The following is a 13,407-nucleotide window of genomic DNA, read 5'->3' as shown; positions in this document are numbered from 1 at the left end:
GTTGAACGCAACTAGGCAACTTCATTTTTAAAAGTCCAGGTTCGGTTTATCCAGTAACTGACCAGGGTCAGGCAGAGGGTGCTGAGCACTTGCATCAGCAATGGCGAGTCAGGTTCGAAGCGCAGCAAAAACAGCATCAGCAAGGCATTGCCGAGGTTGTAACCAGCGGCCGTCAGGCAGAACCGCAGGGCCTGATCCGCCCTGGCCTGGCGGTCCGCCCGGGAGAAGGTCCAGCGCCGGTTGCCCTGGTAGCTGACCCAGGTGCCCAGGCCGGCCCCCAGCAGGCTCGCCAGCAGCGCCGGCATGCACGCGAGCAGGGCCAGGAACAACGCGTAGTGACTCAAGGTGGCGAGAACGCCGACCAGGGCATATCGGGAAAGTTGCTGCAGATAATGATTGAAGGAGGTTTTTAATGATTGCGACATCGACAATTCCCAGAATGGCGAGCCCGTTAATTCTTCGAGGAGTTGTGTCGAGGTTAAGTGGGGTTTTTGTGAAAATATTGTTTGTCGGGTCGGGGAAGATATTTCACGAAGTAACCTGACAAATAAGACATTATTTGTACGGCGTCAGTAAAGTCGCGGTGTTGCCGGAGTTGGAAACAACTAAGCTTACTGCAACATGTCGTGGCTGTTATCCAGCTGTCAGCTTGTCATGGTCAGTCCCGGGCAAGAGTTGAAAACCTGGTTCGATGGCCGAGGCTCGCTACAATGGCGCTCGACTTTCGTGACCCAGAGGCAACATGGACATCGACCTGGCCCGCACCTTTTTGCAAATCGTCCGCAGCGGCAGCCTGATCGCCGCGGCCGAACGCCTGCACCTGACCCAGACCGCGATCAGCGCCCGGGTGCAGAACCTCGAAGGCCAGCTCAACTGCAAGCTGTTCGTGCGCAACCGCGCCGGAGCCCGGCTGACCGCCGACGGCGAGGCGTTCATCGTCTACGCCAACCAGCTGGTGCAGACCTGGGAAGCCGCCCAGCGCGACCTGCCGCTGCTGGCCGGTTATCGCAACGTGCTGCACATCGGCGGTGAAGTCAGCCTGTGCAACCCGCTGATGCTCAACTGGGTAAGGCGCTTGCGCCAGGCGATTCCCAGCCACGCGGTGCGCAGCCAGATCGCCGAGGGCGCGAGCCTGCAACGCCAGCTGGAACTTGGCGTGCTGGACGCCGCGCTGGTGTTCCAGCCGGTGTACGGGCCGGGGTTGCAGGTCGAGCAGTTGCTGGAGGAAAAGCTGATCCTGGTGCGCCTGGCCGGCAAACCCGAGCCTTATGTGTACATCGACTGGGGCGAGGATTTCCGCCGCCAGCACGACGCGGCGCTGCCGGACCAGGCCAAGGCCGCGGTGGGTTTCAACCTCGGGCCGCTGGCCTTGCAGTTCATTCTCGAAGGCGGTGGCAGCGGCTACTTCCGCACCCGGGTGGTGCAAAGCTACCTAGACAGCGGCGTGCTGGAACGGGTGGAAAAGGCCCCGGAATTCAACTTCCCGACCTACCTGCTGTACGCCCGCGAACGGGATTCGGCGCAGCTGCAGCAGGCCTTCGAGGTGCTGCGCGAAGTCATCGCCAGCGACACTGACTGGTCGCAGCGCTGGGATCCGATGATCTGAGTCGTAAAACGCGGCGCCTGGATTTACGACCGCTTCGCGCTCGAGCGCAGCCTGCGGCAGCGGCTACAGGAATCACAGCGCCGCTGTAGCCCTGTAGCCGCTGCCGAGCCCGCGAGGCTGCGATCGGCAACGCAGTTGCCGCAAAACCTGGGTTCGCGATCTGTCCGGATAACCCGATCACACCCGCGGCGCCAACACCTCGCCAATACTGCGCCGGCGCGCATGGGCCTCACTGGCGTGGATCAGTTGTTCCAGATCTTGCGGGGTGACATCGAAGAATTCCTGCATTTCATCCAGCGCCAGCTTCAGGTCGGCGGCGGTGATGGCCTGGGTATCGCTCGGCGGATGGTCGGCGGGCAATTGGGTCGCGGGTTCGCTCTGGCCCTTGGGGTAGCGGATGCGGGTCAGGTTGTTGTAGGCCAGGGCGCTGAGCAACAGGCACAGGGCCGCCAGCATCACCGGGCCGAGGGCCTGCCAGTCGAGGGCGATGGTGGCCGGGTCGGCCAGCACCATCGTCAGGGCCACGGCGCCGGCCGGCGGATGCAGGCAGCGCAGCCAGCACATCAGCACCAGGGACATGCCGGCGGCCAGGCAGGCGCTGCCCAGGGTGCGCCCGAGCACATGGGCCACCAGCAACGCCAGGACGGCGGCGCACAGGTAGCCGCCGAGGATCGACCAGGGTTGCGCCAGCGCCCCCGACGACACCGCGAACAGCAGCACCGCCGAAGCCCCCAGCGGCCCGATCAGGTGCAGCGCCACCTCCATGCCGAACACCCGGCCGCACAACCAGACACTGAACAGCGTGCCCAAGGCCATGCCGATCGCGGCGCGGCTCCATTCCGAGGGGCGGGTATTGATGGCGGCGGGTTTCCAGCGAGCGAGCATGACGAAGCGATCCAATTCCGGTTCTGCGGGCAAAAAGAAGGGCTTGTCTGGAGCACCAGAAAGCCCTGAAACGTTCCAACATTTGGGGGGAGGAACCGGCACAGTGTGCCGATCAAACCAAGCGCCTACAAATTCATAATAATGCTGTTTAAGTGCATTATTTTTGTACTGTGGCGGCCTGGGCCACCCGCCGTCCGCTCATGAAACACAGCAGGCCGCCCAAGGCGGTCAAGCTGCTCAGGGCATAGAACATGGTCGGCGCCGGGGTATGCACCAGCAGGTAGCCACAGATCACCGGGCTCAAGGCGCCGCCCAGGGCCGCGAGGTTCTGCGCGCCGTAATAGCTGCCGCGCAGGGCCTCGGGGGCCAGGGTGTCGATGAACAGGAATTCCGCCGGGTAGATGATCATCTCGCCAAGGGTGAAGACGAACATCGCCAGGCACCAGCCCAGCAGGCTGTCGGCCAGGCTGAAGCCGATCAGGCCGAGGATGAACAGGCTGGTGCCGACGGCGATCCAGTAGCGCAGCTGTTCGCGCTTGAGGAAACGGCCGATCTGGTACTGCAGCAGGATCACGCTGATGGCGTTGCAGGCCAGCAGGGCGGCCATGGTGTCGAGGGCGCTTTTCGCGTCTTCGGTGACCAGCAGGTACTGCGACAGGTACAGGGTGAAGCGCCCATGGACGATGGTGCTGAGCAGGCAGCCGCAGGTGAACATGATCAGCGTGCGGTCGTTTTTCAGGGTCACCAGGGTGTCGAGGAAACTCTGCGGCTTGCTCAGCGAGGGCAGGCCCGGCGTGGCTGGAATGCCGCGCATCAGCAGGGTGCTGAGAAAGGCAATGGCACCGGCGATCAGGAACGGTGCCAGCGGCAGGTGCCCGGCGATCACCACGCCGAGCATGGGGCCGGTGGCGTAGCCGATATTGGTCAGGGTGTAGCGCAGGGAGAACACCCTGGCCCGCTGACTCACCGGCAGGTTTTCACTGATGATCGCCTTGGAGCCGATCAGGAACAGCGCCGAGGCGGTTTCGGTGATCACCAGGATCGCGGTGGTCAGGTAGAGGTTGTGGGCGAAGGTCAGCAGCACAAAGCCGATGCCGCTGGAGAGCATGCTCAGGATCAGCAGCCGGCGCTTGTCCAGGCGATCGAGGATGTAGCCGCCATACAGCGCGAGCAGCGTGGCGATGAACACCGCGACCCCCAGCAGCAGGCCGACGTCCTGCTGGTCGAGGCCGAGTTTTTCGCTGAGGAACAGGGTGAGCAGGGGGCTGGTGATGGCGCGACTGACGACAATGGTCAGCGAGCAGATCATCAGGCGGCGGATAACCAGCGAGTAAGTGGCCACGGTGGTGCACGAGTCCTTGTTGTCTGAGTGGATTACAGAGGGCCTATGGTTGGAGCCAGCGGTCCAGCACGGCGACGGATTCCATATCCGCCAGCCGCCACAACTGTTGCAGCAATTCGCCGGCCCGTTCGGCTGGCAGCACCCGGGTCGCCAGGCTGAGAAACTTTTCTTGCAGCGCCTGATCGTCGAGCGGGTTGCCCGGCGCGCCCAGCGGCACCTCGACGCACCGGCTGGCCTGGCGCCCGTCGCGGGTGCGCAGGGTCACCACGGGCTCGCCATCCTCTGACAGTTGCGGGTCCACTTCAAGGCGGATCCGTGCCATGGCACTGGCGATCCGTGCTGTTTCGCGGTACTCGCGGTCATAGGCATCCAGCCGTGCATGGCCATGCACCAGGCGCGCCGCGAGTGCGTAGGGCAGGCTCATCTGCGCGGCGGCCAGGGAGTCGATATCGCGGCTGCCGCACATGTCGTCGAGGAAGGCGCAGAGGGACACCTGAATGTCCTCCACCTGATCCGCCGTCACCTGCAACTGTTCGAGCAACAGGCCCAGGGCATCGATGGCCGAGTGGGTGCCACGGCAGGAGGCATAGGGTTTGATCGAGCAGCGCACGAGCTTCCACACCTGGCCCAGCTGTTCGTCGAGGGCCTGGGGGATCGCGTCGCTGCCGGCCAGGGTCTTGAGGAAACCGCCCCAGACCTCCTCGAACAGCTGGCCCGGCCCGGTCACGCCTTGCCGGGCAAGGCGCGCGGCCAGCAGACCGCCTTCGGCGGCCCGGCCGCTGTGCAGTTTCTTGCTGTGCGAGCCGTCGTGAATAAAGGCCCAGAGCCCGCCGCTGAAGCTGCCGGCCAGGCCCAGGGCCGAAGCCATCTGCCGCGCATCCAGGCCGAGCACCCGACCGCAGGCGGCAGCCGCGCCGAACACCCCGCAGGTGGCGGTGGAATGCCAGCCGGCGCCGTTGTGGGCCGAATAACCGCCGCAGGCTTCCAGCACCCGGCGACCGACTTCATAACCCATGACCACCGCGGTGATCAGCTCACGGCCGCTGAGTGGCGTGTCCCGCAGGCTGGCGGCGGCTATCACCGCCGGCAGCACCACGGCCCCGGAATGGTCGCAGCCGCCGGTGTCGTCCAGCTCCAGGGCATGGGCGGCGATGCCGTTGAGCAAGGCGGCCTGGGTGGCACTGCTGCTCAGCGCGGTGCCCCACACCCGGCTGCGGCCACCTTCGTCGCCGAGGGCCTGGCGCGCCGCCGCGGCAACTTCGCTGTGCGCCCCGGCCAGCGCGGCGCCGAAGGTGTCGAGGATATGCCGGATGGCCTGGGCCACCAGGGCCGGGGGCAGGTCTTCGAAACGGCTGTCGACGCAGAATTGCGCCAGGCGTTGCAAGCGATCGGTCATGGCAGGTAGGCCCGATAGTGACGTTCATAAATCGCCGCGGGGTGATCCTCCGCCAGCGGTTGCGCGCGTTGCGCCCACCATTGGGCGATCTCGCCGGCGCGGGCGATCCAAGCATCCTCGTGCCGCTGGATGCCCTGCAACAGCTCGCGCAGCAGGCCGATGCGCCCCGGGGTGGCGATAATCTCCGGGTGCAGGCGCAGCACGTAGAGCAGGCCGAAACGGTGGAAGCCGGCGAAGTCCAGCTGCAGGTTGCCCAGGGTGTGACTGTAGGAGGCGATCCGCGATTGCCCCGGCGGCACCGCCGGGCTGAGGTTGAAGGCGAAGTAGGGTTCGTCTTCCAGCTCGTAGTGCAGCGGTAGCTCGATCACTTCCGGCCGGGTCGGGTGGGGGAAGGGCAGGTCATCGCCGCGCCAGGACGACGACCAGCGAATGCCTTGCCCGTGCAGCGCCTCGACGAAACCCGGTGCCCAGTTGCCGGCCGGGATGCGAAAGCCGCTGGGGCGCCGGCCGGTGAGGTCGGCCAGGGCCTGGCACCCGCGTTGCAGTTCCAGCTGCTGTTCGGCCAGGCTCAAGCGGTCGTAATTGGCGTGGCGATAACCGGCGCAGGCGATTTCATGCCCGGCGGCCTGGATCGCCCGCACATGCCCGGGGTTTTCCTCGGCCACGATCCCCGGGACGAACCAGGTGGCGGGCAGCTGCAGTTCGTCGAGCAATGCCAGCAGGCGTTCGACGCCGCGCTGGCTGCCGTAGCGCCAGACCGACAGGGTCTTGTCGCGCCCGGCCACTTGCGGGGCCTGGGTGAGGATGCCGTGGATGTCGTTGTAGTCGACGGTCACCGCCACGGCGCAGCGGTAGCCCTGGGGCCAGACCTGAGGCTCAGCCATGGTGATGCTCCTTGAGCCACCAGCGGGCGACGTCGCGGCAGGTGGCGAACCATACGTCCTCGCGCTGGCGCATATGTTCGAACAGGCGCTCCAGCAGCAGGATGCGCCCGGGTTTGCCGGTGATCTTGGGGTGGAACAGGGTGGTCAGGCACAGCCCTTCGTCCATGGCCCCGTCGTATTCGCGGCACCAGTTGTCCAGGGTCAGTTCGTAGCTGGCGGTGCGGTCCAGACCCGAGGGGAAATCGGGGGCGCGGGTGTAGGCGAGGGAGGCGTAGTCGTCCATCTCCCAGCGTCCGGGGATCTCCACCAGCGGCGTGGCATGGCCCGGTACCTGGACCAGGTACGGACGGTCGTCGCCGCGCATGCTGCTGGAATAAGCGACGCCGGCTTCCACCAGCATCGCCGGGGTTTCGGCGCGCCAGTCGCCCGACGGGGTACGGAAACCTTCGGCGCGGATATGCAGGTGGTTCCAGAACACCTCGCGGGATCTGGCCATGACCGCCTTCTGCTGCTCCAGGGGCAGGGCATAGAAGGACTCATGCTGGTAACCGTGGTAGGCCACCTCGTGCCCGCGCTCGACGATCGCCTGGCATTGCCTGGGCCAGTTCTCCACCACCCAGGCGGGAACGAAGAAGGTGGTCGGGATCCGGAAGGCATCGAGCAGGTCGAGCAGGCGCGGCAGGGCCCGATAGGGGCCGTAGCCGCCGAAGCCGAAGTACTCCGGCTTGCGCCAGATCGAGCCGTCGAGCATGGCGTCGCCGGTCGGCCCGTCGAGGTCGAAGGCCAGGGCCAGGCACGCCTGGTGCCCGTCCGGCCAGCTGGGTTGGGGTGAGGAGGACATCGATAGCGCTCCAGTCATTGGGGCGGGCCGGTTTGCCCGTCATCCGGTGAGCGACAGCCACCTCCCGCGGACACGAATGTGCTCGTGCCCGCGGGGGGATTGCTTGGGTGGTTATTTGCCGGCGTTGAGGGTCACGGTCTTGATCGCGCCCAGCTCCAGGTCCCATTTCTTCAAGATGGCCTGGTAACTGCCGTCGTCGACCATGCTTTGCAGCGCGCTCTTCAGGGCTTCGGCCAGCTCGGGCTTCTTGTTGCTCACGCCCAGCCCGGTGAACTGCTCGGAGATCGGCAGGCCCAGGGTCTTGTAGGTGTCCTTTTCCTGAGTCTTGAGGTACGGCAGGGTCTCGCTGCCTTGCATGGCCGCGTCGATGCGGCTCTGGCGCAGTTGCGCGCGGGCGTCGGCCGAGCCTTCGGTGCCGATCACCACCACCGCCGGCTTGCCGTGGGCTTCGCAGTTGGCCTTGCTCCAGGCAGCGATTTCCGCCGGGAAGGTGGTGCGACGGCTGGTGCCGACCTTCTTCCCGCACAGGTCGGTGGGTTCGTTGATCGCGGTGTTTTTCTGCAGGGTGTAGAACTGCGGCCCGCTGGTGAAGTAGTCGACGAAGGTCACGCTCTTCTGCCGTTCGGCGGTGTCGGTCATGCCCGACAGCACCGCATCCACGCGGTCGGTGGTCAGGGCGTTGATCATTTGCTCGAAGCCGGTTTCCTGCCAGGCGATCTTCACCCCCAGGCGCTCGGCCAGGGCGTTGCCCAGGTCGTAGTCCAGGCCGGTGAGCTGGTTGGTGGCCGGGTCCTTGAAGTCCATCGGCGGGTAGTTGGGCATGATCGCGACGACGATCTCGCCCTTGGCCTTGATGCTGGCGGGCAGCTCGGCGGCGAAGGTGAAGCTGCTGGCCATCAGGCTTGCGAGTACTGCTGGAATGACGAAGTTCTTCATGGTCGTTCTCTTATGAATGTTGTGAGGCTGTGCTTGGCTTGCGAGCTCAGGCCTAGGTTCGAACGGCAGAAATGAAGCTTTGGGTGCGCGGGTTTTGTGGGCTTATTAGTATTTCTTCGGGGCTTCCAGCCTCCACGATCTGTCCGCCGTCCATGAACACCATGCGGTTGGAAACCTCCCGGGCGAAGCCCAGTTCATGGGTGACGACGATCATGGTCATGCCGGTCTGCGCCAGGTCGCGCATCACCGACAGCACCTCACCGACCAGTTCCGGGTCGAGTGCCGAAGTGGGTTCATCGAACAGCATCAGCTTGGGCCGCATGGCCAGGGCGCGGGCGATCGCCACCCGCTGCTGCTGGCCGCCGGACAGCTCGATCGGGTAGCTGTTGCGCTTGTCGGCCAGGCCCACCCGGGCCAGCAGTTCCAGGGCTTCCTCGTGGGATTCCTTGGGCGAGCGCTTGAGCACCTGGCACGGGCCTTCGACGATGTTTTGCAGCACGGTCATGTGCGGGAACAGGTTGAAGCGCTGGAACACCATGCCGGTGGCCAGGCGCTGGCGGGCGATCTGCGATTCGTTGAGCTCGTGCAGCTTGTTGCCGACGATGCGGTAGCCCACTAGCTCGCCGTCGACCCACAGGCCGCCCTTGTCGATCTTCTCCAGCTGGTTGACGCAGCGCAGCAGGGTGCTCTTGCCCGAGCCGGACGGGCCGATGATGCACAGCACTTCGCCTTGCTCGACCTCGATGTTGACGTCCTTGAGGGCGTGGTAGTTGTCGTAGTACTTGTTCAGGCCCACAGCCTTGACGATGTTTCTCATGATCGGATTCTCCAGGGCTGCTTACGAGCGCTTGCCGGCGCCACGGGCGAAACGGCGTTCCAGGCGGCTTTGGCCGAAGGACAGGACGGTGACGGCGGCCAGGTACCAGATGCCGGCGACGATCAGCAGCTCCATCACCCGGGCGTTGGCGTAGTAGATGTTCTGGGCGTTGTAGAGCAGTTCCGAGTACTGGATCACGCTGGCCAGGGAGGTCATCTTGACCATGCCGATGAACTCGTTGCCCACCGGCGGGATGATGATGCGCATGGCCTGGGGCAGGATGATCCGGCGCAGGGCCTGCAGGCGCGGCATGCCGATCGACTTGGCTGCTTCGTACTGGCCGGTGTCCACCGACAGCAGGCCGGCGCGCACCACTTCGGCGGTGTAAGCGCCCTGGTTGATGCTCAGGCCGAGCAGGGCGGCCACGAACGGCGTCATCAGGCTCACGGTGTCCAGCTCGAACAGCCCGGGAATGCCGATGGTGGGGAAGATCAGCGCCAGGTTGAACCACAACAGCAGCTGCAGGATCAGCGGCGTACCGCGGAACAGCCAGGTGTAGGTCACGGCCACATAGCGCAGGATCGGGTTGGCCGACATGCGCATGATCGCGGTGATGACCCCGAACACGATGCCCAGGGCCATGGCCAGGATCGCCATGACCAGGGTGTTGAGCAGGCCGAACAGGATCGCCTGGGACGTGAGGAACTGGCCAATGTACGACCATTCGATCTTGCCTTCGGCGAAGGCCCGCGCCAGGCCGACAAGGGCGATGACAATCACCGTGGCGAAGAAGATCCGCCCGTAGTAGCGCCGCGGCACATGCTCGTACTGGGTGATGTCGAACTGGTTTTCGGCTTGTTTGCGCTCGGCGAGGAGGCGCTCTGCCTGGGTCTGGCTCATGCTGTTTCTCCCAACGCAGGCGGACGGTGCCTGCGGTCTGTCGGTCGTCATCCCCGCGGGGCGATCTGGCGGGCGGCATCGATGCCGGCTCGCCCCCGTGGGACTGCGTTCAAGGTTTCAGAGACGGAAACCGTCGTACTGCGCGGCCCATTGCCGCTGCGCCGCCAGGGCGGTTTTCAGCCGGGCGATCTGTGCGCGCACCTGCTCCGGCGCGGTGCCGCCCCAACCGCTGCGGGCGGCGATGGCGGCTTCCAGGGTCAGGCTGTCGCGCACCTCCGGGGTCAGGCGCGCATCGATCTCGGCCAGCAGCGCCGGGGAGGCTTCCCAGAGTTCGAGGTCGTGTTTCTCGCAGGCCTGGACCAGCGCGCCGGTGATTTCGTGGGCTTCCTTGAACGGCACCCCGCGCACCGCCAGCCAGTCGGCGACCTCGGTGGCCAGGGTGAAACCCAGTGGCGCCTGGCGCCGCAGTTCCTCGACGTTGACGGTCATGGTCGCGACCATCCCGGCCATGGCCGGCAGCACCAGCAGCAGGGTGTCGACGCTGTCGAGCACGCCGTTCTTGTCTTCGCTCAGGTCGCGGTTGTAGGACAGCGGCAACGACTTGAGGGTCGACAGCAGCCCGGTGAGGTTGCCGATCAGCCGACCGGCCTTGCCCCGCGCCAGTTCGGCGATATCGGGGTTTTTCTTCTGCGGCATGATCGAGCTGCCGGTGGCGTAGGCATCGTCCAGGGCCACCCAGCGGAACTGCCGCGACGACCACAGGCAGAACTCTTCGGCCAGGCGCGAGATGTTGATCCCGAGCATGCTGGCGACGAACAGGAACTCGGCCACGTGGTCACGGCTGGCCACCGCGTCGATGGAGTTCTCGCAGACGCCGGCGTAGCCCATTTCCCTGGCCGACTGCTGCGGCTGGCGGGCGATGGCCGAGCCGGCCATGGCCGCCGCGCCCAGTGGCGACAGGGCGGTGCGGGCATCCCAGTCCACCAGCCGTTGCACGTCACGCAGCATCGATTGGGCGTGGGCCAGCAGGTGGTGGGCGAAGACGATCGGCTGGGCCTGCTGCAGGTGGGTGAAGCCCGGGCAGATGCTGTCCACATGCTGTTCGGCCTGTTCCACCAGCGCTTGCTGCAGGTCCAGCACCTGCACCGCCAGGCTGCGGACATGGTCGCGCAGGAACAGGCGCAGGTCGTTGGCGGTCTGGTCGTTGCGCGAACGGCCGGCGCGCAGCTTGCCGCCGAGGGCGCCGAGACGCTCGGTGAGCAGGCGTTCGATGAAAGTGTGCACGTCTTCGTCGTCCAGGGTCGGGCTCACCCGGCCGGCGCGGAAGTCTTCGCCGATGCGCTCCAGGGCCTCGAGCATGGTGCGGGTTTCCGGCTCGTCCAGCAGGCCGGCGCGTTGCAGTTCCCGGGCATGGGCCTTGGAGCCGGCGAGGTCGTAAGGGGTCAGGCGAAAGTAACGCTCGGGGCAGCGCGACAGGGCGGCCAGGGCCGCGGACGGGCCGCTTTTGAAACGGGCGCCCCAGAGGCGATCGGTAGGCTGGTTCATTGTTTTTTTCCTCGTCGATAACGCGAATTGAATTCGGTACGGCCGACCACGGACTTCTCCAACAGCCACTGAAAGGGCGTCGAAGAATCTTCGGGTCAGGCAGGTTTCAAGAGGGCAGTAGCAAGTGGAGAGAACTGATCGAAGTGTCAGTTTTTAGGGGTGTTGAATCAGCGAGTTGTGGCTGATCCAGGGAAACTTTTGGTGGTTGCCAAGCCTTGTTTTCTGTGTTCATTATTATTTGTCGGCTGTGTTTTTGTTGTGCAGCAAAGCCTGTTGAATATGCCGTCCGAGGTCAATAAGCATTATGGAAACCCCACTTTCCAATTCTGGAAACCCAGCGATTAAAACCGCCCACAGAGCACCGCTGGCACTCAGCGGACTGGACTTCAAACTGCTCAAGGTATTCAAGGCGGTGGTCGAGGCGGGAGGCTTCAGCGCCGCGCAAAACGAGCTGAACGTGGGCCTGGCGGCCATCAGCAAGCAGATCTCCGACCTGGAGATCCGCATCGGCATGCGCCTGTGCACCCGGGGCCGGGAGGGGTTTTGCCTGACCGAGGAAGGCAGCCTGGTGTATCAGGCGTCGATTGACCTGTTTGCCTCGGTGGACAACTTTCGCGACCGGCTTAGTTGCGCGCAGAATGAAATAATCGGCGATTTGGGTGTGGGGGTCATTGATAATACGATCACCGATATTAGTTCGCCGTTAGTTGCTGCCCTGCGACGAATGAATATGGAGTCGCCGAAAGTAAGGTTCAGGCTCTACGCATCACAACTGGATGAAGTTGAACGGGGTGTGGTGGAGGGGCGCTTAGTTGCTGGAATTGTGCCGGTCTATCAAAAGCGCGAAGAGTTCGACTACTTCAAGTTATATGACGAAGAGTCCGCGGCTTATTGCGCCGTGGGACACCCGTTGTTTGACGTGGCGGACAACGCGATCGACGCCGAGACCCTCAAGCAGTACGAGTTCATCAACCATCGCTATGCGATCCATCAGGCCAAGGGGCAGTTTGCCCTGTACGACAGCTTTTCGGCGGCGGCGTCCCAGGTCGAAGCGGTGGCGATACTGATCAAGACCGGGCGTTTCCTCGGTTTCCTGCCCCGGCACTATGCCGCGGCGCTGGTGGAACGCGGCGAAATGCGCGCACTGCTTCCGGAGCTGGTGCACTACAGCACGCCCTTCAGCCTGATCCTGCGTCACAACACGGTGCGCAGTCCTTTGGTCAAGGCCTTCGCCCAGGCGCTGGGGGTGGACCTCAAGAGCAATGGCTGAGCCTGGCCCGGGTGACGTTCCAGGTTCTGCCTGTACTCGTTGTCTGTGCCTGGCTGCTGGTGAAAAGTACGGGGTAAAAGTGCGGCTCAAAAGTGCAAATGAAAAGTGCGGTTCAAAGTGCGCTATTCCATAAGGCGGAGCACGCCGCAGACATGGCGGGTATAGCCGGCGTCATGGCACTTTCATCCCATGGTTACAGTTCTTTGGATTCCCGCAGGGTTATCCGTACGAAGTAACCGGTGAGTACAAAACATGCCGTTTGCGGCCCACCCACGCGTCATTTTAAATAACCGTCGCGGCGCGCCTTAGATGCCTGACACCCTCCGAACACCCCCGGTAGGAGCGAAGCTTGCTCGCGATAAGGCCGGCACATGCACCATCGATTTTGCCTGGCAGGCCGTCATCGCGAGCAAGCTTCGCTCCTACAGTTGCATGGGGTGGGCAGGCAGTGTCAGGCGCATGGCGCAGCGCCGGGCCGCCGGCAGGCCATGGCGAGCTTCCTCGACCAGCACCTGCCGCAGGCGCGGCCCCAATTGCTCGGCTTCCAGGGTGACGAAGCCACAGCGCTGGTAGAAGGGTTCGTTCCATGGCAACTGGCGGAAGGTGCTCAGGGTCAGGGCGGTAAACCCCTGCTGACGGGCCTGTTCGCCCACCGTCTGCAGCAGGCGGCGGCCGATGCCGCGTCCTTGGGCGGCGCTGGCGACCGAGATCTCCCAGATATGCAGCGCGTCGGCGCAGGCTTCGGCGTCGAGGAAGGCGCAGACCTCTTGCTCGAGCACCGCCACCCACACCCGCTGCTGGCGGATATGCGTGCGGTGCTGAGCGGCGTCGGGCACCTCGGCGTCGGCCAGCCAGGCCAGTTCGGGGTCGCGGCGAAACAGCGCGGCGGCGCTGCGTTCGATGGCGGGGAGCAGGGTGGCATCGGCCTCTGTGGCCAGGCGGATTTGCAGAGTCATGGGGCGCGAGTGTAAGGAGCCAGGGCGCG

Annotated in this window: 13 protein-coding genes; 2 read left to right on the top strand and 11 right to left on the bottom strand. The window is 64.7% G+C overall.

Annotated features, from left to right (window positions below):
- Positions 1-11: 11 nt before the first annotated feature.
- Positions 12-425 carry a GtrA family protein gene (locus tag AC07Y9_RS20690; protein ID WP_007925720.1) on the bottom strand — a complete coding sequence of 138 codons (414 nt, stop codon included), beginning with the start codon at positions 423-425 and terminating at the stop codon, positions 12-14.
- 317 nt (positions 426-742) lie between these two features.
- Here AC07Y9_RS20690 and AC07Y9_RS20685 point away from each other — a divergent pair, with 317 nt between their 5' ends.
- Positions 743-1,606 carry a LysR family transcriptional regulator gene (locus tag AC07Y9_RS20685; RefSeq protein WP_007925718.1) on the top strand — a complete coding sequence of 288 codons (864 nt, stop codon included), beginning with the start codon at positions 743-745 and terminating at the stop codon, positions 1,604-1,606.
- A gap of 177 nt (positions 1,607-1,783) precedes the next feature.
- On the opposite strand, the gene AC07Y9_RS20680 is transcribed toward AC07Y9_RS20685, so the two are convergent.
- The 9 genes from AC07Y9_RS20680 to argH form a co-directional block, all read right to left on the bottom strand.
- Positions 1,784-2,491 carry an HPP family protein gene (locus tag AC07Y9_RS20680; RefSeq protein ID WP_007925711.1) on the bottom strand — a complete coding sequence of 236 codons (708 nt, stop codon included), beginning with the start codon at positions 2,489-2,491 and terminating at the stop codon, positions 1,784-1,786.
- Between the two features lie 157 nt (positions 2,492-2,648).
- Complete coding sequence (locus tag AC07Y9_RS20675; RefSeq protein ID WP_087090997.1) at positions 2,649-3,833, bottom strand: MFS transporter; 1,185 nt, start codon at positions 3,831-3,833, stop codon at positions 2,649-2,651.
- 43 nt (positions 3,834-3,876) lie between these two features.
- On the bottom strand, positions 3,877-5,229 hold the full coding sequence (locus tag AC07Y9_RS20670) for an MmgE/PrpD family protein (RefSeq protein ID WP_102680322.1): 1,353 nt from the start codon (positions 5,227-5,229) through the stop codon (positions 3,877-3,879).
- Positions 5,226-6,113: a polysaccharide deacetylase family protein gene (locus AC07Y9_RS20665; RefSeq protein WP_102680321.1), complete on the bottom strand. Its 888-nt coding sequence runs from the start codon at positions 6,111-6,113 to the stop codon at positions 5,226-5,228. Before AC07Y9_RS20665 ends, AC07Y9_RS20670 begins: the two co-directional genes overlap by 4 nt.
- Positions 6,106-6,954: a polysaccharide deacetylase family protein gene (locus AC07Y9_RS20660; protein WP_102680320.1), complete on the bottom strand. Its 849-nt coding sequence runs from the start codon at positions 6,952-6,954 to the stop codon at positions 6,106-6,108. The genes AC07Y9_RS20665 and AC07Y9_RS20660 overlap by 8 nt, the downstream gene beginning before the upstream one ends.
- Before the next feature lie 111 nt (positions 6,955-7,065).
- Positions 7,066-7,890, bottom strand: a complete 825-nt coding sequence (locus tag AC07Y9_RS20655; RefSeq protein WP_102680319.1) for an ABC transporter substrate-binding protein — start codon at positions 7,888-7,890, stop codon at positions 7,066-7,068.
- 52 nt (positions 7,891-7,942) lie between these two features.
- Positions 7,943-8,707 (bottom strand): amino acid ABC transporter ATP-binding protein, encoded by a 765-nt coding sequence (locus tag AC07Y9_RS20650; protein ID WP_009043823.1) that lies wholly within the window; start codon positions 8,705-8,707, stop codon positions 7,943-7,945.
- 21 nt (positions 8,708-8,728) lie between these two features.
- Positions 8,729-9,607 carry an amino acid ABC transporter permease gene (locus AC07Y9_RS20645; RefSeq protein WP_102680318.1) on the bottom strand — a complete coding sequence of 293 codons (879 nt, stop codon included), beginning with the start codon at positions 9,605-9,607 and terminating at the stop codon, positions 8,729-8,731.
- 117 nt (positions 9,608-9,724) lie between these two features.
- A complete protein-coding gene (argH, locus tag AC07Y9_RS20640; protein ID WP_102680317.1) occupies positions 9,725-11,152 on the bottom strand; it encodes an argininosuccinate lyase in 1,428 nt (475 codons plus the stop codon).
- A 304-nt stretch (positions 11,153-11,456) separates the two neighbouring features.
- Here argH and AC07Y9_RS20635 point away from each other — a divergent pair, with 304 nt between their 5' ends.
- Positions 11,457-12,422, top strand: a complete 966-nt coding sequence (locus AC07Y9_RS20635) for a LysR family transcriptional regulator (protein ID WP_102680316.1) — start codon at positions 11,457-11,459, stop codon at positions 12,420-12,422.
- A gap of 422 nt (positions 12,423-12,844) precedes the next feature.
- On the opposite strand, the gene AC07Y9_RS20630 is transcribed toward AC07Y9_RS20635, so the two are convergent.
- The gene (locus tag AC07Y9_RS20630) at positions 12,845-13,378 is read right to left on the bottom strand and encodes a GNAT family N-acetyltransferase (RefSeq protein WP_102680315.1); all 534 of its coding nucleotides are present in this window, start codon (positions 13,376-13,378) and stop codon (positions 12,845-12,847) included.
- Positions 13,379-13,407 lie beyond the last annotated feature (29 nt).

It is taken from the genome of Pseudomonas sp. GW456-L12 (assembly GCF_059424045.1).
Note: the sequence above shows the minus strand (reverse complement) of the source record. Positions and strands in the feature narration are given on the sequence as shown.

Bases quoted from the DNA above. Each gene is read 5' to 3' on its own strand.
- AC07Y9_RS20690 (WP_007925720.1), bottom strand. From the start codon at position 425: ATGTCGCAATCATTAAAAACCTCCTTCAATCATTATCTGCAGCAACTT.
- AC07Y9_RS20685 (WP_007925718.1), top strand. From the start codon at position 743: ATGGACATCGACCTGGCCCGCACCTTTTTGCAAATCGTCCGCAGCGGC.
- AC07Y9_RS20680 (WP_007925711.1), bottom strand. From the start codon at position 2,491: ATGCTCGCTCGCTGGAAACCCGCCGCCATCAATACCCGCCCCTCGGAA.
- AC07Y9_RS20670 (WP_102680322.1), bottom strand. From the start codon at position 5,229: ATGACCGATCGCTTGCAACGCCTGGCGCAATTCTGCGTCGACAGCCGT.
- AC07Y9_RS20665 (WP_102680321.1), bottom strand. From the start codon at position 6,113: ATGGCTGAGCCTCAGGTCTGGCCCCAGGGCTACCGCTGCGCCGTGGCG.
- AC07Y9_RS20660 (WP_102680320.1), bottom strand. From the start codon at position 6,954: ATGTCCTCCTCACCCCAACCCAGCTGGCCGGACGGGCACCAGGCGTGC.
- AC07Y9_RS20655 (WP_102680319.1), bottom strand. From the start codon at position 7,890: ATGAAGAACTTCGTCATTCCAGCAGTACTCGCAAGCCTGATGGCCAGC.
- AC07Y9_RS20650 (WP_009043823.1), bottom strand. From the start codon at position 8,707: ATGAGAAACATCGTCAAGGCTGTGGGCCTGAACAAGTACTACGACAAC.
- AC07Y9_RS20645 (WP_102680318.1), bottom strand. From the start codon at position 9,607: ATGAGCCAGACCCAGGCAGAGCGCCTCCTCGCCGAGCGCAAACAAGCC.
- argH (WP_102680317.1), bottom strand. From the start codon at position 11,152: ATGAACCAGCCTACCGATCGCCTCTGGGGCGCCCGTTTCAAAAGCGGC.
- AC07Y9_RS20635 (WP_102680316.1), top strand. From the start codon at position 11,457: ATGGAAACCCCACTTTCCAATTCTGGAAACCCAGCGATTAAAACCGCC.
- AC07Y9_RS20630 (WP_102680315.1), bottom strand. From the start codon at position 13,378: ATGACTCTGCAAATCCGCCTGGCCACAGAGGCCGATGCCACCCTGCTC.